Annotated in this window: 20 protein-coding genes; 5 read left to right on the top strand and 15 right to left on the bottom strand. The window is 68.6% G+C overall.

All coding sequences use genetic code 11. The annotated features are described in order from the left end of the window. The 8 genes from ACPCUW_RS06875 to ftsH form a co-directional block, all read right to left on the bottom strand. Positions 1–978, bottom strand: a 978-nt coding sequence (locus tag ACPCUW_RS06875; RefSeq protein WP_423424026.1) for an AurF N-oxygenase family protein, incomplete at its 3' end; no start/stop codon positions are given. Between the two features lie 89 nt (positions 979–1,067). Continuing rightward, positions 1,068–2,135 carry a DUF6779 domain-containing protein gene (locus tag ACPCUW_RS06870; protein WP_423424025.1) on the bottom strand — a complete coding sequence of 356 codons (1,068 nt, stop codon included), beginning with the start codon at positions 2,133–2,135 and terminating at the stop codon, positions 1,068–1,070. Between the two features lie 70 nt (positions 2,136–2,205). Beyond that, positions 2,206–2,676 carry a DUF3180 domain-containing protein gene (locus ACPCUW_RS06865; protein WP_063010222.1) on the bottom strand — a complete coding sequence of 157 codons (471 nt, stop codon included), beginning with the start codon at positions 2,674–2,676 and terminating at the stop codon, positions 2,206–2,208. 22 nt (positions 2,677–2,698) lie between these two features. Continuing rightward, positions 2,699–3,235 carry a 2-amino-4-hydroxy-6-hydroxymethyldihydropteridine diphosphokinase gene (folK, locus tag ACPCUW_RS06860; RefSeq protein WP_423424024.1) on the bottom strand — a complete coding sequence of 179 codons (537 nt, stop codon included), beginning with the start codon at positions 3,233–3,235 and terminating at the stop codon, positions 2,699–2,701. Further along, on the bottom strand, positions 3,232–3,624 hold the full coding sequence (gene folB, locus ACPCUW_RS06855) for a dihydroneopterin aldolase (protein ID WP_030517350.1): 393 nt from the start codon (positions 3,622–3,624) through the stop codon (positions 3,232–3,234). The genes folK and folB overlap by 4 nt, the downstream gene beginning before the upstream one ends. Continuing rightward, positions 3,621–4,520, bottom strand: coding sequence for a dihydropteroate synthase (folP, locus tag ACPCUW_RS06850; protein ID WP_423424023.1), 900 nt, complete (start codon positions 4,518–4,520; stop codon positions 3,621–3,623). The genes folB and folP overlap by 4 nt, the downstream gene beginning before the upstream one ends. A 10-nt stretch (positions 4,521–4,530) precedes the next feature. Further along, positions 4,531–5,202 carry a GTP cyclohydrolase I FolE gene (folE, locus tag ACPCUW_RS06845; RefSeq protein WP_423424022.1) on the bottom strand — a complete coding sequence of 224 codons (672 nt, stop codon included), beginning with the start codon at positions 5,200–5,202 and terminating at the stop codon, positions 4,531–4,533. 75 nt (positions 5,203–5,277) lie between these two features. Beyond that, complete coding sequence (gene ftsH, locus ACPCUW_RS06840) at positions 5,278–7,686, bottom strand: ATP-dependent zinc metalloprotease FtsH (protein ID WP_423424021.1); 2,409 nt, start codon at positions 7,684–7,686, stop codon at positions 5,278–5,280. 311 nt (positions 7,687–7,997) lie between these two features. Here ftsH and ACPCUW_RS06835 point away from each other — a divergent pair, with 311 nt between their 5' ends. Beyond that, positions 7,998–8,921 (top strand): hypothetical protein, encoded by a 924-nt coding sequence (locus ACPCUW_RS06835; RefSeq protein WP_063010147.1) that lies wholly within the window; start codon positions 7,998–8,000, stop codon positions 8,919–8,921. Positions 8,922–8,944: 23 nt separating this feature from the next. Here the strand turns inward: ACPCUW_RS06835 and ACPCUW_RS06830 are convergent, their stop codons facing one another. Beyond that, positions 8,945–9,766 carry a DUF1266 domain-containing protein gene (locus ACPCUW_RS06830; protein WP_227463118.1) on the bottom strand — a complete coding sequence of 274 codons (822 nt, stop codon included), beginning with the start codon at positions 9,764–9,766 and terminating at the stop codon, positions 8,945–8,947. Between the two features lie 217 nt (positions 9,767–9,983). Here ACPCUW_RS06830 and ACPCUW_RS06825 point away from each other — a divergent pair, with 217 nt between their 5' ends. After that, positions 9,984–10,232, top strand: coding sequence for a DUF2277 domain-containing protein (locus ACPCUW_RS06825; RefSeq protein WP_423424020.1), 249 nt, complete (start codon positions 9,984–9,986; stop codon positions 10,230–10,232). Positions 10,233–10,236: 4 nt separating this feature from the next. Here the strand turns inward: ACPCUW_RS06825 and ACPCUW_RS06820 are convergent, their stop codons facing one another. Continuing rightward, complete coding sequence (locus ACPCUW_RS06820; protein ID WP_104366379.1) at positions 10,237–11,631, bottom strand: PucR family transcriptional regulator; 1,395 nt, start codon at positions 11,629–11,631, stop codon at positions 10,237–10,239. A gap of 468 nt (positions 11,632–12,099) precedes the next feature. Between ACPCUW_RS06820 and ACPCUW_RS06815 the strand changes: the two genes are divergently transcribed. The 3 genes from ACPCUW_RS06815 to ACPCUW_RS06805 all read left to right on the top strand — a co-directional run bounded on the left by ACPCUW_RS06815 (position 12,100) and on the right by ACPCUW_RS06805 (position 16,401). Then, complete coding sequence (locus tag ACPCUW_RS06815; RefSeq protein ID WP_227463121.1) at positions 12,100–13,635, top strand: aldehyde dehydrogenase family protein; 1,536 nt, start codon at positions 12,100–12,102, stop codon at positions 13,633–13,635. Next, positions 13,632–14,471 (top strand): SDR family oxidoreductase, encoded by an 840-nt coding sequence (locus ACPCUW_RS06810; protein WP_063010153.1) that lies wholly within the window; start codon positions 13,632–13,634, stop codon positions 14,469–14,471. The genes ACPCUW_RS06815 and ACPCUW_RS06810 overlap by 4 nt, the downstream gene beginning before the upstream one ends. Positions 14,472–15,024: 553 nt before the next feature. Next, on the top strand, positions 15,025–16,401 hold the full coding sequence (locus tag ACPCUW_RS06805) for an amidase (RefSeq protein WP_423424038.1): 1,377 nt from the start codon (positions 15,025–15,027) through the stop codon (positions 16,399–16,401). 22 nt (positions 16,402–16,423) lie between these two features. Here the strand turns inward: ACPCUW_RS06805 and ACPCUW_RS06800 are convergent, their stop codons facing one another. The 5 genes from ACPCUW_RS06800 to ACPCUW_RS06780 all read right to left on the bottom strand — a co-directional run bounded on the left by ACPCUW_RS06800 (position 16,424) and on the right by ACPCUW_RS06780 (position 21,945). Continuing rightward, positions 16,424–17,305, bottom strand: coding sequence for a LysR family transcriptional regulator (locus tag ACPCUW_RS06800; RefSeq protein WP_030517361.1), 882 nt, complete (start codon positions 17,303–17,305; stop codon positions 16,424–16,426). A gap of 376 nt (positions 17,306–17,681) precedes the next feature. After that, complete coding sequence (gene hpt / locus ACPCUW_RS06795; RefSeq protein WP_030517362.1) at positions 17,682–18,236, bottom strand: hypoxanthine phosphoribosyltransferase; 555 nt, start codon at positions 18,234–18,236, stop codon at positions 17,682–17,684. A 24-nt stretch (positions 18,237–18,260) separates the two neighbouring features. Continuing rightward, the gene (gene tilS, locus ACPCUW_RS06790) at positions 18,261–19,193 is read right to left on the bottom strand and encodes a tRNA lysidine(34) synthetase TilS (RefSeq protein ID WP_063010230.1); all 933 of its coding nucleotides are present in this window, start codon (positions 19,191–19,193) and stop codon (positions 18,261–18,263) included. A 173-nt stretch (positions 19,194–19,366) separates the two neighbouring features. Continuing rightward, entirely contained in the window at positions 19,367–20,503 is a 1,137-nt protein-coding gene (locus tag ACPCUW_RS06785) for a zinc-dependent metalloprotease (protein ID WP_082856671.1), read from the bottom strand. A 14-nt stretch (positions 20,504–20,517) separates the two neighbouring features. After that, positions 20,518–21,945, bottom strand: coding sequence for a D-alanyl-D-alanine carboxypeptidase/D-alanyl-D-alanine-endopeptidase (locus ACPCUW_RS06780; RefSeq protein ID WP_423424037.1), 1,428 nt, complete (start codon positions 21,943–21,945; stop codon positions 20,518–20,520). Between the last annotated feature and the right edge of the window lie 145 nt (positions 21,946–22,090).

The following is a 22,090-nucleotide window of genomic DNA, read 5'->3' as shown; positions in this document are numbered from 1 at the left end:
GGCCTTGCGGGCGGGTTCGCTGCGGTAGCGGGAGGTGGGGCCGTGGATGCCCAGGAGGCGCCAGGCGACCTTGGCCACGGGGTTCATCAGGCCGCTGGTGGTGGCCAGTGCTCGGACGTCGCCGAAGATGTTGCGCATGGTGACCTGGGATTCGGTGCTGCCCCAATAGGCCTCGCGCATCACCTCCGCGGGGATGTCGAACTTCTCCACGAACTCCTTGGGCGGAGTCATGATCATGTCGAGCATGATCCGCATCGCGGTCGGGAAGAGCAGCGACAGCACGAACTTCGTGGCCGGATTCATGCCGGGCACGTTGCGGCGCAGATATTCGTGTGCGAACGAGATGTGGCGCGCCTCTTCCGCCACGTGGATCTGCATCACCCGCTGCACCATCGGATGCAGGTCGGTACCGGCGCGCAGCAGCGACTTCTGCAGGTGGTCGATGGGTTCCTCACCGCCGAGGATCATCGTGAAGAACAGTTCCGGGAAGTACTTCACGGCCGGCCAGATGATCATGGTCAGCTTGCGGTCGACGGTGCCCATGCCGACCACATCCTCGCCGATGCGGTTGATCATCTCCTGGAACATCATCGTGTGGTTGCACTCTTCGGCCGCCTCGTGCGTCACGTAGCGGAATTCCGGATCACCGTTGGGCACCGACACCAGGTACTGCATCAGACCGCGGATCAGCAGTTGCTCGAAGTCCAGGCCGACCTTGGCGATACCCGCCTGGCGCCACATACCCATGGCGATTTTGCGTTCCACCGGCTGCGCCTTGTACCAGGGATGGCGTCCCAGCGGATCCTCGTCCGGCATGATCCAGCGGGTGTCGGTGGGATCGACCGCGAATTCCGGTGAATCCCAATCGATGTCGACGTAGGGGTCGAAGTTCTTGTGCACCGACCCCTCGGACAGACCGCGCAGGATCTCGTGATACTCGGGATCGGCCGACGTGTTCTTTACGGCAGTGGACAGCATCTTCGGTGTCTCCTTCGCAGTACTCTCCTGCGAAAGTTACCGATACTTAGCGTCACATGCAACCTGTTTCACAGGCGTGATCGCGGGCATTACGAGCTGTTCTGCTCCGATCGCAGATTCGCCATGATCTCCGCGACGGTGAGTTTGCGCCCCGGCTGATCCTCGTCGGAATCGGCGTGGCGACGACGGCGGGAACCGGCGGTACCCATGGTCGTCGTGGGCTGGACGGGAGCCAGCCGCGGCACCGAGGAACTCCGGCGCGAGTCGCCGGACTCCGTGGTCGCCGGCTCGGAAGTGCCGTTCGCCGACGCGGTGGCGGATTTCGCCGAACTCGTCGAAGGATCGTCGATCTGCCGGTCGCCGGACGGGGCCGATCCGGACTCCGGCGACAGGGACTCCGGCGGCTGAAACTCCGACGATCCGGACTGCGCTTCCCCACCCTGGCGACCGCCGTTTCCGTCGCCGTTCACCGACGGTCCGGACGAAACCCCCTCCTCATCCAGCGCCTCCGCCGACACCACGGCGGTCTCGGCCGTCACCGGATCGTCGTACGGACTGGCGAAGGCCGGGGGTTCGGGATGATCGGGATCGAAGACCGGCGAGACCACGTGCAGCGGCACGGCAGGTGCGCTCCACGCGTCCCAGGTGTCGGTTTCCTGCGAGCTACCGTTCGCCACGGTCGCGTGGGTGAGCTCCTGCACCCGCACGGCCTCGGCGCGCAGCGCCGGTCGGTCGACCAGTAGGTCGCCGTCGAACAGCCGCTGCAGACTTTCGCGCAACACGGTCAGTTCGCTGCGCAGCGCAGCCAGTTCGGCGGCGTCCGCACCGACCTCCCGGCGCACCCGCGATTCGACACCGAGTTCGTATTCGCGGCGGGCGGTGATCTCGCGTTCGAGCTGCAACTCGTAGACCTTCTGCAGGTCACGAGCCTTGGCCTGATCGATCGCCGCATCCCGGCGATAGCGGGTCGCCGCCAGCGCGGCCACCGCGGCGGCCCACAGAGCCGCGACCAAACCGACCCGGACCAACTGCACATTGTTGCTGAAAATCAGAAACACACTGGCAATCAGACCGAGCAGAATTAATACGCCGACGACGATTTTTCCCGCGTTGTCCCGCTGTCGCGGGGAAGCACTGCTACGGGAGGGTGAAACCATGTCCGCAAGGGTAGCTCGAATAGCGGATTCCGGCGCGCAGCCGGTCCGGAACTCCACTCGATTGCGTTAGCTATGAGGTAGCCGGTTCGTCTGGTGGCTCATGTGGCGCGCGGCAGCAATACTCCAGCCACAGCGCGGCGGCGACCAGCACCACACCGGCGATCAAACCCACGATGGCGCCGGGGGTGTCCGAGGCGGCCGCGCGAATATCCGACCGCTGCGGCAGCACCCAGATCAAAAAGCCCAGCCACACGCCGGCCGCCAGGGACCCCACCTGCGCCGAAGCCTTCGCCAGCGCCACCGCGCGGGCTGCGGTGATCGGATGCAACTGTTTCGGCCCGTCACCGATGCGGTGATCGCCGACGCGGGCGCGAATCACGAACGCCAGCACCGCTTCCACGGCGGCCACCGGATACAGCGAGGCGGCCGCGATCACCGTGATCGGCGGAAAGCTCGAATAGGCCCACCGAGTCGCCACCCACGCCACCGCGGCGGCGATCACGACATTGGCGAGCAGATCCAGAATCTTGGTCGGCCTCATGACGTTCATGACCAGCCGCCGTTCATCGTTGCGCCGCGGACAGCGACAGGTCGGTGAGCCGGACGCCGTCGATCTCGTCCGGATCGAGCTCGGCGAGCAGTTCCCGAATCGGCCGGGTCCGGCCGAGCACCTCCAGCGTCGCGTCGGGTTCGACTTCGGCCCACGGAACCAGGACGAACGCGCGATTGTGCGCCTGCGGATGCGGCAGTGTCAGTTCCGGGTCCGCACTGGTCACCGGATGCAGCCCCGCGGGGCCACGCTCCGCGCACCAGATCACGTCGACATCCAGAGTCCGCGCGCCCCAGCGGATCTCGCGGACACGCCCGGACCGCTGTTCCAACCGCTGTCCGCGTTCGAGCCAATCGCGCGGGCCCAGCTCCGAATCCTCGACCACCACAACGGCATTGAGGTAGTCCTCCTGCGGCACTCCACCCCACGGAGCGGTCGAGTACACCGACGAGACGGCGACCAGCTGCGGCGTCAGCGCCGCCACCACACTGCGGAGATGGGCGAGCCGATCCCCCAGATTCGACCCGATCGACAGCACCGCACGGCTCATCCGGCCACCTCCGGGGTCGGCGGTAATCCTCGCCGCCTGGTGGCCACCACGCGGACATCGGCGAAGGTGTGCGGAATCGGCGCCGAGGGCTTGTGCACGACCACCTCCGCCGCGGTGACGCGCTCGTCGCGCATCACATCGTCGGCGATCTCGGCGGCGACGGTCTCGATGAGATTGCGCGGCGGGCCGGAGACGATCGCGACCGCGCGTTGCGCCAGCTCGCCGTAGTCGACGGTGGCCGACAGCTCATCGGTCGCGGCCGCCTTCGCGAAATCCAGCCACAGGGTGATGTCGACCAGGAATTCCTGGCCGTCGCGGCGCTCGAAGTCGAAGCAGCCGTGGTGCCCGTAGGCGCGCAGACCGCGCAGCTCGATGCGATCGGTACTCACTCGCTCCCCTGATTGTGTGAACCGGCTTCGGCGGCTCGCCGCCCCGCAGACTCGGCGGCTCGCCGCCAGGCATCCGCGACGGCGATGGCGTCGAGCGACGACCGCACATCGTGCACGCGCACGCCCCATGCGCCGTGCTGAGCGGCCAGAGCGGAGATGGTGGCGGTGGCGACCTCACGCCCGTCGGGCGGGCGGGGTCCGGACTCGTCGGCCAGCAGCGACCCCAGGAAACGCTTGCGGGAGGCGCCGACCAGAATCGGCAACCCCTGGGCCGTCAGTTCCGGTAGTGCGCCCAGCAGGGCCCAGTTGTGCTCGGCGTTCTTGGCGAAGCCGAGGCCGGGGTCCAGTACCAGCCGGCTCGGATGCACGCCGGCCGCCATGGCCAGATCCACCTGGGACGAAAGTTCGGTCAGCACCTCGCGCACGACGTCGTCGTAGTGATCGGCGGGGCCGATGTGGCGATGGTCGGCATTCGCCCGCCAGTGCATCAGAATCCACGGGATCTCAGCGGCGGCAACGACTTTCACCATCTCGGCATCCGCACGACCACCGGATACGTCGTTGACCACGCTCACTCCGGCGTCGATCGCGGCGGCCGCGACACTCGCCCGCATGGTGTCCACACTGGTCGGCACGCCGGCTTCCACCAGACCGCGAATCACCGGGACCACCCGCTGGGCCTCGGTCTCCGGATCGATGCGGACGGCGCCCGGACGGGTGGACTCACCGCCCACATCGATGATGTCGGCGCCCGCCTCGTACAGCCGCACGCCGTGGGCGACCGCGACAGCCGGATCGAGGTAGCGGCCACCGTCGGAGAAGGAGTCGCTGGTGACGTTCACCACGCCCATCACCACGCACGAGCGCCCGTCCCGGGGAGTGATCAATGCGCTCATGGGCGATCGCTCATTTGCGCAGGATCAGGTCGAGAGCTTCGGCGCGCGAGGACGCGTTGGTCTGCAGCAGGCCGCGGACCGCGGACGTGGTGGTGCTCGCGCCCGGCTTGCGGATGCCGCGCATCGCCATGCACAGATGCTCGGCCTCCACCACCACGATGGCGCCCCGCGGATCCAGCTTCCGCATGACCGCATCGGCGATCTGGCTGGTCAACCGCTCCTGGACCTGCGGCCGCTTGGCGTACAGGTCGACCAGGCGGGCCAATTTGGACAGACCGGTGACCCGGCCGTGCGGGCCCGGAATATATCCGACGTGGGCGACCCCGTGGAAGGACACCAGGTGATGTTCGCAGGTCGAGTACATCGGGATGTCGCGCACCAGCACCAATTCCTGATGCCCTTCGTCGAAGGTGGTGTTCAGCACCGAATCAGGTTCCACGTACAGGCCCGCGAACATCTCGCGATAGGCGCGCGCGACCCGGGCGGGGGTATCGATCAGCCCGGGGCGGTCGGGATCCTCCCCGACCGCGACCAGTAGTTCCCGTACCGCTTCCTCGGCCCGCTTCTGGTCGAAGGGCCGACCGGTACCCAGCGCGATCGGAGCCGGTTCCTCCGCAACCACGGCGGCACCCGCGCCCGACGCCGAATCGGACCCGGCGGGAGCGCTGTTGTTGGCCGACATACGAGGACACCTCCACAATCACGTAAATCAACGCGCCGACAGCGCGGTTCGACCGTCGAGCCTAATCGCAGCCGGTCAGCGGTGGCTGTTCGGTCCGTCCCAATCGCCGTGATCCTGAGTGCCGTTCTGCGTCGATCCGTCCTGATCTCCGGGCCATTCGGGCCGGCGATGACCGCCGCCGTAACGCTGCGGCTCGCCATAGCGCTGGGGCTCGCCGTATCCCTGCGAGCCGCCGCCCTGAGGGGCGCCGCCGTACTCCGGCTGCTGCGGCGATCCGCCCGCGGACGGATCCTCCTGCGGCGGCCAGCCCGGAGCCGACCACCCGGCGGGAGCGCCGTAATCCGGCCGGGAGCCGTGCGTACTCTGCCGCGGATATCCCGGGCCACCCGCGGGCCGCGGGTAGTTCCCGGGCTGCGGGGCCGGATAGCTGTAGCCGGTCGGAGCCGGGGCCGGGTTGCGATGGCCCTCCTGCGGATAACCGTTGGCCGGCACCGGCTGCGGAGCCGGCTGCTGGTTCGGCTTGCGGGTCTCGACTTCCTCCGGCCACGGCTCACCACGTTCGGCGGCGAGCTCGCGCGGGGTCTTCACCGGCGGCCGATCCGAGGGCACGCGTTCACCGAAATCGTTGAAGGCGGTGATGCGCGGACGCTTGTCGACGGTGGCGAGCACCTGCTCGAGGTCCTTGCGGTGCAGGGTCTCGCGCTCCAGCAGCGCGGTGGCCAGCGCGTCGAGTTCGTCGCGATATTCGTTGAGGATCGCCCAGGCCTCGGTGTGCGCGGCCTCGATGAGGTTGCGCACCTCCTCGTCGATCTCGCGGGCCACCTCGTGCGAGTAGTCCGAGCCGGTGCCCATCGTGCGGCCCAGGAACGGGTCGCCCTGCTCCTGCCCGTAGCGCACCGCGCCCAGCCGGGCACTCATGCCGTATTCGGTGACCATCGCACGCGCGATCTTGGTCGCCTGGTCGATATCGGACGAGGCGCCGGTGGTCGGCTCGTGGAAGACCAACTCCTCGGCGGCGCGGCCACCCATCGCCATCACCAGGCGGGCGATCATCTCCGAACGGGTCATCAGGCCCTTGTCGTCCTCAGGCACGGTCATGGCGTGCCCTCCGGTGCGACCGCGGGCCAGGATGGTGACCTTGTAGACGGGTTCGATATCCGGCATCGCCCACGCGGCCAGGGTGTGACCACCCTCGTGGTAGGCGGTGATCTTCTTCTCGTGCTCGCTGATGATCCGGCTCTTGCGCCGCGGGCCGCCGATTACGCGATCGACCGATTCCTCCAGCGCCGGTCCGGTGATGACGTTGCCGTGCTCACGCGCGGTGAGCAGCGCCGCCTCGTTGATCACGTTGGCCAGATCCGCACCCGACATGCCGACGGTGCGCTTGGCGAGGCCGTCCAGATCGGCATCGGGGGCGATCGGCTTGCCCTGCGAATGCACCCGCAGGATCGCGCGCCGACCGGCGAGGTCGGGATTGCCGACCGGGATCTGGCGGTCGAAGCGGCCCGGGCGCAGCAGCGCCGGGTCCAGGATGTCCGGGCGGTTGGTGGCCGCGATGATGATCACACCGGTGCGGTCGCCGAAACCGTCCATCTCGACCAGCAACTGGTTCAGCGTCTGCTCGCGCTCGTCGTGCCCACCGCCGAGGCCGGCGCCGCGCTGGCGGCCGACCGCGTCGATCTCGTCGACGAAGATGATGCAGGGGCTGTTCTGCTTGGCCTGGTCGAACAGGTCACGCACGCGGGAGGCGCCGACGCCGACGAACATCTCGACGAAGTCGGAACCGGAGATGGTGAAGAACGGCACCCCGGCCTCACCCGCGACCGCGCGGGCCAGCAGTGTCTTACCGGTTCCGGGCGGGCCGTAGAGCAGCACGCCCTTGGGGATCTTGGCGCCAAGCGCCTGGTAGCGAGCCGGATTCTGCAGGAAGTCCTTGATCTCGTACAGCTCTTCGACGGCCTCGTCGGCACCGGCCACATCGGCGAATGTGGTCTTGGGCATATCCTTGGACAGCTGTTTGGCCTTGGATTTACCGAAGCCCATCATGCCGCCGCGACCACCGCCCTGCATCCGGGCCATCACGAAGACGAACAGACCCAGCAGAATCACCATCGGCAGCACGAACAGCAGCACCTGGGTGAACCAGCTGTCCTGTTTGACCGCGGTGTTGAACGGCGCTCCGGACTGCTGCACGTCGCGCAGGATCTGCGCGGAGACCTCGCTGCCGCCGGGGTACTTGGCCATGATCTGGGTCTGGCCGCCGGTGGCGTCGTTTCCCTGTTTCAGGGTGATGCGCAGCTGCTGTTCTTTGTCATCGATCTGGACCTGCTTGACGTTCTGCTTGTCGGCAAGCTGGGTGAGCGCCACCGAGGTATCGACGTTCTTCCAGCCGCGCGTGTCGTTGCTGAAGTAGCTGACCAGATAGATCACGAGCAGGATGCCCGCGACTATGGCCAGGTTGCGAAACACTGTCTTGCGGTTCATAGAGCGTCGGCCGGCGGGCCAGTCCTTTCCGGTGTTTCCGGTGTATGCCTACTATGCGTCGGGCGGGGCCGTATCCATACCGGCACCGACCGGGTCGGGCAGAACGGATGCGGACAAGCCACGTTACCGCGTACGGTCTACTCGATACATCGCGCAGTTCGGCAGCTGATGCAGTTCAACAGGTAAACGGTCGGAGAACGCTGGTGGTTCCCGGCCTATCGGGCGATCACCTCACGGTGTCCGTCCAAGTGGTCCCAATCATGGCATGCACGACCTATTGTGAGCGACAACACAGGACGAACGCAGGGGGTATGGACATAGTCGAGCTACGGACACCCACAGCGATACTGCGCCACGGCGGCGGGCGACTCCAGGTTCTGCGGCCGGGCACCGATGGCGAGCGGGTGCTCGACGTACCGGTGTCGGACCTGCTCAAGGTCCGGCTGAACCGGCGCGCCGACGACGCCGTCGTGATCGAGATCTATCTGCGTTATCCGAGTCCGGTCCTCACCGGCGTCCCGGCCGACCGCACCCCGCTCCCGGTGCTGATCGCCGAACACGACGTACCGGCCGCGACCGTGATCGTGGAGCGGATCAACTCCCAGATTCTGTCCACCCAGCGCATCGATATGTCGGCCCCCGATCTGGTGCCTCCCGCGCCGGTCTGGGGTAAGACCGGGCCGACCCGGGCCGACGTGGACCGCGCGGTCCGGCGGATGGCGCCGCGGCGCGAGACCCGCGCGGCCGCCGGAGCGCTGCACACGATGGTCACACCCGAGGAATTCATGTTGGAGACGGCGATGGTCACCGCGGTCCCGCCGGCCGGACGGGGGCGCGGGCTGATGGCCGTCACCACCGACCGGGTGCTGCTGCTCTCGATCGGATCCACTCCCCGCTACGCGCACGAGATGCCGGTTTCCGCGCTGATCTCGGCCGAGGTCGGCAAGGGTTCGGGCGACGAGCCGGGTGGTGATTACGGCATCGACCTCACCGACGGCAACCGGACGCTGAGTTTTCTGGGGACCGACCGGGCCGATACCGATCGGATCGTCGGCGCGGTGAATTTCGCGATTCAGCGCGAGTCCGCCGACGGCGCCGTAGCGCCGCCGGACCCCGGTGTGGCACAGCTGTATTCGGAGTGGGAACTGCTGGTCGAGCGTCATTCACTGGCGATGGTCGACGATGCGCAGTTCCAGCGCTACGGCCGCGGGATCCTGCGCTCGCTCCCCGACTGAGACGCGCTACTCCCCTTGGAGTGCTACTCCCCTTGGAGTGCGATGCGCCGCCACGGACTGGTCGGCCGCATCCATAGTCGAACCAGTTCGAGCCGCCGATCGGTGCCGCCGGACTTGAGTTCGGCCAGATCCTCGCAGGCCTGCCAGTAGGTCCAGCCGGTGAGATAGGCGTCGCCGAACTGCCGCCAATTGCGGTAGCGCTTCTGCGCCGGCGGCAGGGCGCGCATCACATAATCCCAGGCGGTATCGGCCTCGAGGTAGCCGGCGGTGAAGGCCATTCGTGCCACCGCCACCACCCGGGCGAGGTCCCAGGCCTGAATATCGGCCGGCAGCGGTTGCACCAGATGGCCGGTCAGATCGAGTTTGATCGCCTGGGACCAGATGTCGTAGTCGCGAACCAGCGCCTCCGGATTGTCCATTCCCCGGAACGCCCCGACCTGCCGCAGGAACGCGCGATGCCGATCGGCGCGTTCACCGAAGCGGTCGCGTTCGGGCGAGTTGAGGGCCGCGTTGACCAGCGGATGGACCAATGCGTACAGGGGCGCGTGCATCCCTTCGAGCAGCTGTTCCATCGACGCCATCGCCTCGGTCCCGTCAGTGATTCCCCAGGCTCCGGTCAGGGTGTCGATGGCCAGTTCGCGGCGGTCGCCGAGCGGATGTTCCCGCTCGGGCCCGAGCAACAGCGCGTCGTGGAACGCGTCCCAGCGGGCGGAATAGAACGCCCCCAGGGACAGCGCGCGCAATTCGTCGTCGGAAACCTGAGCGCCGGACCAGTGGTCGTCCTCGCGCTCGTCCAGTTCCGGGTAGGGGAATGTGGTCAGGGTCGGCATGTCGCGGGCAGCCATGGTTCCGATTGTGTCGTATCGGCGATGCGGGAGTTCGATTATCTCCCGATGCCGTGTCGACTGTGACCGGCACGATTCGCCGCGTTCACCGATCGGGGCGCTCGAGAGGCGGATTTCGAGGCTTCTGGACGCTTCGTCGCAGTCCGATACACACATTTTTCACATTTGCCGTTTCATCGGGCGCCGCAAGCCCCTACCTAGGGCTACTCTCGGCGCCATGAGCAACATCACCGTGCTGCGCGGGCTCGAACCCCGTGCCACCGAGCAGGAAATCTTCGCTGCCGCACAGGAATACGTGCGGAAGGTGGGTGGCCTGACCGGTCTGTCGTATGTCACGAAGCCGGCCTTCGACAAGGCGGTGGCCGCGGTGGCGGCGGCAACGACGACGTTGCTGGCGGAACTGCCCGACCATCCGGTGACCGCGGCGGCGGAACCGCCGTTGCGCGCGACCGGAGACCGGATCTGAGCGCTCACACCCCGTAGACCGCGACGCATTCCAGCGCGAGCTCGAGTCGCAGGCCGCATTCCTCGATGCGGCGCCCGAGCGTTTCCTCGATGCGCTGAACGCGGTAGCGGACCGTGTTCTTGTGCACACCCAGGCGCGCCGCCGCGCCCTCCGGGCTGCGGTGGCAGCGCAGATAGGCGAGCAGCGTCTCGCGCAGCCGCGCCGAACTCGCATCCGGCGCGGCCAGCGGTCCGAGCTCCCGCCGGATCAGCGCACGCATCGCCGCGACGTCCGCACCGGCCAGATATGCCGGTTCGACCTGCGCGTACGGCAGCACCCGGCCGAGTTCGACGGCCGCGCGCTCGGCCACCTGCCGTGCCGCGATCGCCTCGCGGTGGCTCTGCCGGAACCCCACCACGCCCGTCCCGGACGACCCCAGCGCGAGGCGCATCGGGGCGGCGACGATATCCGCGGCGACCGCCGCGACCGCCTCGGCATCGGCCGCGATCCACGCCCACAGCGCCGCCGATCCGGCCGGGACGGTGAGGACGCCGACCCCGCCGAGCGCGTTGGCCAGCCGCGTGGCCGTACGTTCCAGCCGCCCGAGTTCGTCGCTGCCGCCCGCCAGCCGGTCGTCACCCGGCGCGCGCTCCCCCGCGCGGCCATCGTTTCCTGCGACCGCATTACCGGGCAGCCCGGTCGGGGCATCCTCGCCGTCGCCCGCGCCGGGGGCGTCGATCCAGCCGGCGAACCCGTCCGCCGCGGCGGACAGCAACGCAGCGGCCCCGCGCGCGGCGGGATCGGTCCACAGCACGATCGCGACCTGGCGTTGCGCGAGGCGGAAACCCAGCCGCGCCGAGGCGTAGTCCGCGTCGACATCCTCTCCCGACAACAAGGTGCGCACGATTTCGGTGCGCTGGTTGAGCGCAGCGCGCAGACCGCGCTCCCGCTCCTGCATATAGGTGTCGGTCAACGCCTCGACGGAGGTGTTGACCCAGCGGGTGGAGCGCTCGAACAGCCGGATCAGCGCCGAGCGTTCGAACTGCTCGGGCAGTCGGCGCTCGTCGATCACCTCGGTCATGTAATCGTTCGCGGCCTCCTGGCCGGCGTGGTAGACCCGCAGCAGCAGCCGCAGGTCGTAGCCACGGCGGGCCAGAGTGCGCGCGAACGCGTGTGCCTGCTCGGGAACCGCGTAGTCCATCGCGTCCTGGGTGAGACCGCTGAGCACCGCCAGGGCATGCGCCCGGGTGCTGGATTCCAGGTCGCGGCGCAGATCACGATCGGTCAGCTCCGGTACGCGGCCGATGATCTGCGCGTCGAGCCGGGCCACCATCTGTTCGAGGGTCTCCCCGCGCAGTGTCTCGGCGACGAAATCGGCCATCCACTGCCGCACCGCCACATCGGACGCAGCTGTCGCCATCACCGATCCCCCTCCGTCACACGATCTCGTTCCGCGGCCGCCGACCACCTGTCACCGGCGGCGAAAAGTTGTGCTCTGGTGCCAAATTCCGCGCGAGTCCTTGACCGCAAAGACCAAGCAGCGCGCGATTCATTGTGACACGATCATAGATCAGTGAAGTGATTCACAATGTCAACCGTTCGCAGCGCAGCGCACGTGGGGAGAGACAGCATCGTGCCGAATACCGAACCGTCACCCGGCGAATCCACGGCCGGGAAGCCGACCGGCGCCGACAAGCCGGCCGCCCGCAAGACCGCAGGCCGCACCGCGGCCAAGAAGACGCCCGCGAAGTCGGCGGCCAAGTCCGCCCCGGCCGCGAAGTCGAGCACCCCTGCGAAGTCGCGCACCGCGGCCGCCGAGAAATCGGCACCGGCCGCCGTCGAGCAGGCCTCCTCATCCGGGCCGCAGGCGAGGGCGGTCGCGACCGCGGTGGCCACCGAGATCGAGGTACGCAACCCCGCGACCGGCGAACTGGTGGGCACCGTCCCCGCCGAATCGGCCGACGCGGTGGCCGCCAAGGTGCGCGAATTGCGGCTCTACCAGCCCGAATGGGAGGCCATCGGGCCGGAGGGCCGCAAGGAATGGCTGCTGAAGCTGCAGGACTGGATCATCGATCACACCGATCATCTCGCCGATGTGCTGCAGTCGGAAACCGGCAAGGCCCGCGTCGACGCGCTGATCGATCCGAGCTTCTCGGTCGACCTCACCGGCTATTACGCCCGGCGCGCAGGCAAATTCCTCTCCGACGAACATCCCTCCCCGCACAGCCCGCTGGCCCGGGTCAAGAAGCTGACCACCGCCTACCGGCCCTATCCCGTGGTCGGTGTGATCACGCCGTGGAACTTCCCGCTGGCGATGCCGGTGATCGACGTGATTCCGGCGCTGGCCGCGGGTGCGGCGGTCGTCCTCAAGCCTTCCGAGGTGACTCCGCTGTCCGCACTGGAACTGGCGCGCGGCTGGTCCGAAATCGGTGCGCCGCCGGTGCTGGCCGTGGTGACCGGCGCCGGCGAGACGGGTGCGGCGGTCGTCGACAACGTCGACTACGTGCAGTTCACGGGGTCGACGAAGACCGGTAAGCGGATCGCCGCCGCCTGCGTGGAGCGGCTCATCCCCTACAGCCTGGAACTCGGCGGCAAGGATCCGGCGATCGTGCTGGCCGATGCCGATATCGACCGCGCCGCCTACGGCGTCGCATTCGGCGGCCTGTTCAACGCCGGGCAGGTGTGCATCTCGGTCGAGCGTGTCTACGTCGAGGCGCCGATCTACGACACCTTCGTCGAAAAACTGGCCGCGCACGTGCGCGAACTGCGGCAGGGCGCCGACGGCCGGGAGCCGAAATACGATGTCGGCGCGCTGGCCAACGACGCGCAGAAATCCATCGTCACCGACCACGTCGAGGATGCGATCGCCAAGGGTGCGCGGGCCGTGACCGGCGGCAAGGCCACCGGTGTGGGCACCTTCTACCAGCCGACCGTGCTGGCCGACGTCGACCACTCGATGAGCTGTATGACCGAGGAGACCTTCGGCCCGACCATCCCGGTGATGAAGGTCGCCGACGAGGCCGAAGCCGTTCGGCTGGCCAACGATTCGATCTACGGCCTGTCCGCGTCGGTGTGGACCGGCGACAAGGCGCGCGGGGAACGCATTGCGCGTCAGCTGAATGCGGGCGCGGTGAATATCAACGACGTCTTCGCCAACATGTTCAGCTTCGCGCTGCCCATGGGCGGCTGGCAGCAGTCCGGTGTGGGCGCGCGCTGGGGCGGCGCCGACGGCGTGCGCAAATACTGCCGCAAACAGGCCATCACCGTGCCGATCCTGCCCACGCAGGAAAAAGAACTCATGTGGTTCCCGTACAACACAACCAAACTCGGATTCGCGCTCGCCGCGATGCGCGCCGCGGGTGCGCGTGGCATGCGCCGGCTGGGTATCAAGGACATGCTCGACACGGTCGGAGGGAAGAAGTGACCGACTTCGGCAAGATCAACGGCAAGGTCGTCGTCATCACGGGCGGTGCCCGCGGTATCGGCCTGGCGACCGCGACGCGGTTGCAGCAACTCGGGGCGAAGATCGCCATCGGCGACGTGGACGAGACGGCCGTCAAACAGTCCGGCACCGACCACGATTTCGACCACTACGGCCGAGTGGACGTGACCGACCAGCAGTCGTTCAGCAGTTTCCTCGACGAGGTGGAACGGGCGCTCGGCCCGATCGATGTGCTGATCAACAATGCCGGCATCATGCCCACCGGCAAGGTGGTCGACGAACCGGATGCGCTGACCCGCCGCATCATCGACATCAATGTCTACGGCGTCATCCTCGGCTCGAAGCTGGCGCTGGCCCGGATGCTGCCGCGGCGCAGCGGCCACATCATCAACATCGCCTCCCTCGCCGGGGAGACCCACATCCCCGGCCTGGCCACCTACAACGCCACCAAACACGCGGTCCTGGGCTTCACCGACACGCTGCGGGAGGAGTACCGCGATACCGGCGTGTCGTTCTCCTCGGTGCTGCCGACGCTGACGAACACCGAACTGGGATCGGGTGTTTCGGCGCCGAAGCTGATGCGCCCGGCCGAGCCGGAGGAGATCGCCGAGGCCATCGCGAAACTCCTGGTGGCGCCGAAGTCGAAGGTGCGCGTGACCAGGGTGGCCGGCGCCATCTCGCAGGTGGTCGGGTTGCTGCCGGAATCGGTGGGCGATGCGATCGGGCGTGCCCTGGGCGCGCAGCAGACCTTCCTCGGCGACGTCGATTCGGCGGCCCGCAAGGCGTACGAGGAACGGGTCCGCAGCGGAACCGAATAGCGCGGAGCGAAACGAGCTGTCCGGCCGCGGTGTCCAGTGGGCGCCGCGGCCACCGTGCATTCGACGTCGACGCGGTCGTGGTTTCGCGGCACCATCCGCCACGCCCTGTGATCATCGACGGTGTGCATCGCCGAAAGTGATAACTTGCGCGACAACATCGAAACAGCCCATATCGACCACAACGCGACGGGGGCTTTGACATATGCACAACGAGGGCACCGCACTAGCCGACGCGATATCGAACGCCGTCTCGCGCGCCACCCGGGAGGTAGCAGTGGACGCAGACGAAACCACCGGTACGGAAGCAGCGGTTCCGGCATCCGGTTCCGAATCCGAAACAGCTGAGCTCCAGCAGGATTCCCCTGCCGACGCCGAGGCGACCGCCCCGGCCGACCCGTCGCGATCGCCCACCGCCGCAGTACCGGCGGAGGACGCATCTACCGTGAAGGCACAGGCCGCGCCCCCTGAGCACCCCGGCGACACCGGGCAGTCGGCGGACCCGGCCCAGCGCCCCGACGCGCCCGCGCGGCCGGCGGACGTTGAGCCGCTCCCCGTGGGCGATGCCGCGGACACCGCCGAGACCGTCCCGAACCCGGCGACATTGACGACCGCCACCGCGATCGCCGCCGCGGTGCGCGACGGTCTGGTCACCGCCGGGCAGGTCGTCGACGCCGCGCTGGATCGCATCGCCGGAGGCGATACGCGAGTAGGCGCCTTCCACGCCGTCCGCGCGGAGCGGGCACGGGCCGAGAGCCGGGCCCTGGCCGACCGCGCGGATCTCGACATCCTCCCGCTGGCCGGCGTTCCCGTCGCGGTGAAGAACAACATCGATGTGGCCGGTGAGATCACGGCCGCGGGGTCGCGCGCCGGGTCGGGCGTCCCCGCCGGCTCGGATCATCCGGTGGTGCGGCGGTTGCGCGCCGCGGGCGCGGTCGTGGTCGGTCTGACCGAGATGCCGGAGGGCGGGCTCTGGGGCACCTCCGACACGCCCGAGCGAATTGTGCGTTCTCCGTGGAATATTCGCTACAGCGCCGGCGGCTCCTCGGGTGGGTCGGGCGCCGCGGTCGGCGCCGGACTCGTGCCGGTGGCCCACGGTAACGACGGACTCGGGTCGGTGCGCATACCCGCCGCGTGCTGCGGCGTATTCGGCATCAAGCCGGGGCGCGGCGTGGTCCCGGCCCAGGTCGGTGTCGACTCCTGGAGCGGCATGACCGAGAACGGAGTGCTCGCGACCACGGTCACCGATGCGGCACTCATGCTTTCGGTGCTGGCCGACCGGCCCGCCCTGGCCGATCTGGAACCGCCGACGCCGCTGCGCATCGCGATCGCGACCGGATCGCCGTCCCCGCTGTTACGGGTGGACAAGCATTGGGCGGCGGCCGCGCAGACCGCCGCCCGGCTCGCCGGGGAGGTCGGCCACGGCGTCGCTCCCGCCGCACTGCCCTACCAGGGCGCCACCACCGCGCTGGCGTGGCGCTGGCTGGCCAATGCGGCGCGCGAGGCCGGTGCGGTGGCGAATCCGGAACTGCTGCAACGCCGTAGCCGCGTGCATATCGCGCTGGGCCGGGCGGTGCTGAGGGCCGGTCTGGTCCGGCCGAATCAGGTCGATCGGCTCGAGGCGCGGCTGCTCGACTTCTTCGAGCAGCACGATGTGGTGATCACCCCGACCCTGGCCGCCCCCGCTCCGGCGGCACGCAACTGGCACGCCCGCGGCTGGCTGGCCAATGTCGTTGCCAACGTTCGCTTCTCGCCGTTCACGCCGCTGTGGAATCTGGTCGGCTGGCCCGCGGCGAGCGTCCCGATGGGACTGCATCCGCGCACCGGGACGCCGGTGGCGGCACAGCTGGCCGGGCCACCCGGCAGTGAATCGACGCTGCTCCGGCTCGCCGCCCAGTTGGAGGCGGCCCAGCCCTGGCAACGCACCGCCTGACAGCGCCTATCGTTCGGTCGCGTTATCGGTCGTCTTCGACGACGGAGAAGCCCCCGGCGACAACGCGATTGGCGAAATCGAGAATGGTCGGCCGGTCGTCGTCCGCGCGCCACACCATCGCGAGTTCACACGGCGCGAGGCCGGCGACCGGGCGGGCGGTGAGCCCGGGCCATCGATACATCGGCACGTTGTTCTCGGCCAGCAGGCAGACCCCGAGTCCGAGGCTGACGGCCTCGAGCCGCTCCTCGGCCGTGGCGGCCTCGCCGCCGATCTTGGCCTGGCGGCCGCCGCGGGCGTCACCGCCGAGCCAGAAGTCGCGTGCCGCACCGGCTTCGGCGGGCATCGCGATGAACGGTTCGTCGATCAGATCGGCGAATTCGATCGTCTCCTGATCGGCCAGCCGGTGATTTTCCGGGAGAAGCACCCACCTCGCCTCGGTGCGCAGCACCTGCCAGCGGTAGCGCCCGGAATCGGGCACCGGCAGCCACATCAACGCCAGATCGGCCTGCCGGCCCGCGAGGCCGCTGGAGGGATCGGTCCACGACGCCGAATGCAGCGCCAGCCGATGTCCGCTGGCACTTTCCAGTTCGGCGATCAGACCGCGTCCGATCGAACTCTGGATACCGACCCGCAACACCTCGCCGGCTTCCTGGAGAGCCACGTTGGTGACCTCCCAGAGCTCCAGGATGCGGCGAGCGCCCTCGAGCAGCTCTTTACCGGCGACGGTCAGCGCCACGCTGCGCTGATTGCGATCGAACAGGACGACGTCGAGCTGACGCTCGAGCTGGCGGATCTGCCGCGACAGGGTGGGTTGAGCGATGTGCAGCCGCTGGGCGGCATTGGTGAAATGCAGTTCCTCAGCGACGGCGACGAAGTACCGCAGGTCGCGCAAATGCGGGTCCATAGCACCTTGCTATCAGAATCGGTCTTGGAAATCCAGCCGCTTTAGACCTTCGAGTCCGAATAGAGGGTCAGAAACAGCCAAACGGTTTGTTACCGACAGCATAGGGCTCCGCCATAACTCCAGCACAATCGCCTCGGAAAATTTCCAGCGAACGCGACTGTCGTCGCCGAGAGCCGATGAAACGACTTCACCGCGCGCGACGACCAGCGGTGATGTCACTTTCGGCGCAGCGCGTAGATCTCCGTCGCCGAGACGGCCCACTATCCGGGCCGACCAGCAACTTCCATCGATAGCGAGTGCGCAGGGAACATCTTCAAACGGTGATTTTCGCCACAGTCCGGCGGAATTCGGTCACCAATTCGGTCATGTGCCCAGTTCAGGCGCTGTAGACCCGCGGGTTCAAGGTGCCGATGTAGGGCAGATCGCGGTAACGCTCGGCGTAGTCCAGCCCGTACCCGACGACGAATTCGTTCGGGATGTCGAAGCCGACGTGCGCGACCTCGATGTGGGTGCGCAGGGCATCGGGCTTGCGCAGCAACGTCACCACCTCCAGCGAGGCGGGGTTGCGGCTGGAGAGGTTTCGCATGAGCCACGACAGCGTGAGACCGGAGTCGATGATGTCCTCGACGATCAGCACGTTGCGCCCGGCGATGTCCTTGTCCAGATCCTTCAGAATCCGGACCACACCCGAGGACGAGGTGGACGACCCGTACGACGAGACGGCCATGAACTCCATCTGCGTCGGGATCGGCAGCGCCTGCGCCAGCTCGGTCATGAAGAAGATCGCACCCTTGAGCACGCCGACCAGGAGCAGATCACCCTCGGGCGCGTCGGGGGGATATCGCTTCGCGATCAGTTCGGCCAGCTCGTCGACCTTGGCTCGGATCTGCTCCTCGGTGATCAGCACCGACGCTATGTCGTCCCCGTACACGTGTGCTGGCTTCCCTTCGGGTCGTTATCGTGCAAACGCCAACGTCAGCCTGCCACGTTCGCGCCTGGCAACCAACCTGATCCCCGGCATTCCTCCGCCGACGGCGACGCCGCCCTGGCCGTGCCACTCGGTAATCAAGGACTCGACCGCGCGTAAATGCTTGTCCGTCAAGGCTTTTGCACCGCCGTCGAGCAGCCAGGCCCGGATGACACGCCGACGAATCGCGGACGGCATCGTGGCGAGTGTCTCGACCGACAGCGACGAACCATCACGCGCGTCGATCAGCAATCGATCGGCAATCGCATCGAGCGCCTCGCCGTCCTCGCGCAGGTGCGCGGCCGTGCGAGCCAGCGCCGGCGCCACACCCCCACCCAGGACCTCTTCCAGCAGCGGGAGCACCTCGGTCCGCAGCCGGACACGGGTGAATTCGGGGGCGGCGTTGTGCGGATCCTCATGCGGCACCAGGCCCAGATCCCGGCACATCTCCCGAGTGACCGCGCGCCGCACACCCAGCAGCGGCCGGCCCCAGGGCTCGTCGAATTCCGTCATCCCGCGAATCGAACGCGGACCCGATCCGCGCGCCAATCCGAGCAGCACGGTTTCCGCCTGGTCGTCGAGGGTGTGCCCGAACAGCACCGGGAGCCCGGCGCGCGCCGCGTCCAGTGCCCGGTAGCGCGCCTCCCGGGCGGCGGCTTCCGGGCCACCCGCGCCGCTCACCCGCACCCGGCACACCCGCGCGGATCGGCATCCCAGTCGCCGGGCGACGGCGGCCGCCTCGGCGGCGACCTCCGCGGACCCGTCCTGCAGCCCGTGGTCCACGATGAGCGCGTCGACCGCCGCGGCCTCGGCCACCGCCGCAGCCGTCAGTGCGAGCGAATCCGCCCCGCCGGAGAGCGCGACAGCAACCACTCCGTCCGGCGCGTAGCGCACAAGCCAATCCCGCACCGCGTGCCGCATGACCAAGACGGCTCGGGTCTCGGGCAACCGTGCCGGGTCCACTGCCCGCGCCTCCTGTGCGCCCAGCCGGACCGGCTCGGACGCCGACGGCGATTGCGCATGGTCGGGCGATCGGATCTGCGCCGCCGACACCGGATCCGTTCTCGGCGCCTCCGCGGGCAGATCCGCCGGGTTCATCCCAGGACTCGGTCGATCCATCGTTGCGGGGTGCTGATCTCGTCGGGGCGGGGCAGGGTGTCGGCGTCGGTCCAGACGGTGTTGAACCGCTGCATCCCGACCTTGCCGACGACCTCGTCGACGAATGCCTTGCCGCGCACGTACTGCGCGACCTTCGCATCGACGCCGAGCAGGGCACGCAACAGGCGCTGGACCGGATTGGCCGGGCGCCGCCGGCGCTGATCGAAGGCCTCGCGGATCTGCGCGACGGTGGGGATTACGGCCGGGCCGACGGCATCCATCACGTGGTCGGCATGGCCCTCCAGCAGCGTGCCGAGCATGAGCAGCCGGTCCAGTGCCTCGCGCTGCGGCGGTGGCTGGGTGGCGCGCAGGAGGCCGAGGATGCCGCGATCGGCCGGATCGTCGCTGACACCGTTGTCGCGCCGGCGGCGTAACTCCTCCATCAGCCGGGTCAGCACCTCGTTCACCGATTCGTCGCCGACGGCGCCGAGAGTGTCGACGTTGCTCTTCATGTAGTCGCCCAGCCAGGGCGCCGAGGAGAACTGCACCCGATGCGTCACCTCGTGCAGGCACACCCACAGCCGGAAGTCGCTGGGCGAGACGCCGAGCGCGCGTTCCACGGCCATGATGTTCGGGGCGACCAGCAACAGGGTGCCGTCCGGCCCGCTGAACGGGTCGTATTGCCCGAGGATCGCGGTGGACAGGAAGGCCAGCATCGCCCCGGCCTGAACACCGGCGGGTTTCCCGGCGAAACGGCCGCGCTCGTCGTCGGCGGACCCGGTGAGTTCGGACATGGATTCGGCGGCCGCGCGGATCCAGCCGCGGCGATCGACGATCGTGGCCTGCGGAACGGGCTGGTCGTCGAGGAGCAGACTCACCTCGCGCACCGGGCCCTCGGCCCGCACGGACGCCTCGGACAGTTCCTGGACGACCTGTTCAGCCGAATACCGCGTGGTGCGGGGACCGGACGGCACGACGGCGCTACCGGCGCGTGCGGCCAGCTGCCAATCGACCGAGCCGGCCAGCACCGAGCGCTTCGCGGCCGAGTTCGTCGCCACCTCCACGGGTTCGCGACCGGCGACCGCGGCATCGTCGGCGGTACGGCCATCGGCGGGGTCACCGGATCCGGTCATCGCATTTCCACCCGTCAGGAGCATCCACAGTTGCGAAGCGTGGTGGCGACGGCGTCCAATGCCGGACGGCTGGCCTCGGGGGGCCGATCGTTCGACATCAGCGCGAAGGTCATGACCCGGCCGTCGCGATCCAACACATATCCAGCCAACGCGCTCGACACGGACAGAGTTCCGGTCTTGGCGCGCACCCAGCCCGCTCCGGAGCGTTCGGGGCCGCCGTCGACGAACCGCACGGCCAGCGATCCGGTACCGCCGGCGACCGGCAGATAGTCCAGCAGCGGCGCCAGCGGAGAGGCGACCGCGGCGGTGTCACCGGTGCCGACGACCGAGGGCACGGCGGTCCCGCCCGGATCCGCACCGCCCGGCTGCGCGGACGCGGCCGACTCGGCGATGATCCGGTCGAGCAATCGCGCCGGAACCCGGTCGTCGGTGGACAGTCCGCTGTTGTCGATCTGGGTGACGCCCGCGGTGTCGAAACCCGCCGCCTTCAACGCCGTCAAGGTGGCGGAGGCGGCACCGGCGAACGACTGCTCGCCACCGGTCGCCGCGGCGATCTCCCGGCCGATCGTCTCGGCGAGCACATCGTCGGAGTGAATCATCATGTCCCGCAACCGGTCTCGCAGCTGCGCGGACTCCACGTGGGCCAGTTCGGCGGCGCCCGGCGCGGCCTTGCCGAGCCGTACCTTCGCGGGGTCGGCGCCGAGCTCCAGCGCCAGCCGGCGACCCGCGTCCAAGGCGGGAGTGGCCGAACGCGGCGAATATTCGACCAGCGGGTCGAGGCGACCGCCATCGATCATCACCGGTTCGATCGGCGCCCATGAACCGCCCGCGATATCGGCCGGATCCCAGCCGGCCGGTGAGGTCGGGCCGGAATACAGCGAGGTGTCGACGACGACCGTGTCGACCGGATGGCCGGCGGCACGAATCTGGGCCACCAGATCCGACAACTTCGGCCCGTCCGGGTAGTACCCCTTGCCGTCGGCCTGCGCGGTCAGGGTGGGATCGCCGGCGCCGACCAGCACCACCTCACCGGGCGCCGAGCCGGCCACCACCCGGGTGGTGAGCCGATGATCCGGCGGCAGGACCAGCAGGGCCGCCGCCGTGGTCATGACCTTGAGGGTGGACGCCGGGATCATCGGCTTGTCCGGATCGGCGCTCCACAGCGTGGCGCGGGTGTCGGGGTCGGAGATCGATCCGGCGAAATTGCCCAGGTCCGGACTGGTCGCCACATGGGACAGGGCATCGGCCAGGCCCTGGCGGCTGGGTTCGGGCGCATTCGCCGAGGCGGGATTCAGCTGCGGAAAAGGCTTCACGGGGGCAGGGGGTGCGGCTATCGTCAAACCCCCGTGCCGGAATTCCTCGGTCCACGGGCGCACCGTCACCAGGGCGACCGTGGCCACGATGACGGCGACAACGGTTGCGACCAGCACCGCGACCCACATATTGCGGCGTCGGCGAGCGGCCAGCCCACCGATGTTCTTCCTACCTCGACCTACCACGTGACAGCTGTCTCCCTATTCACCCGTGTGAGGCGGACGCTCCCTGCCGCACCCATGCGCGCATCGACCACACTATCCTCACCTCGCC

The organism is Nocardia sp. AB354, from assembly GCF_049538315.1.
In the GTDB taxonomy this organism is placed as follows: domain Bacteria; phylum Actinomycetota; class Actinomycetes; order Mycobacteriales; family Mycobacteriaceae; genus Nocardia; species Nocardia nova.
The sequence above is the reverse complement of the archived record's forward strand: the minus strand, read 5'-3'. Positions and strand labels throughout refer to the sequence as shown.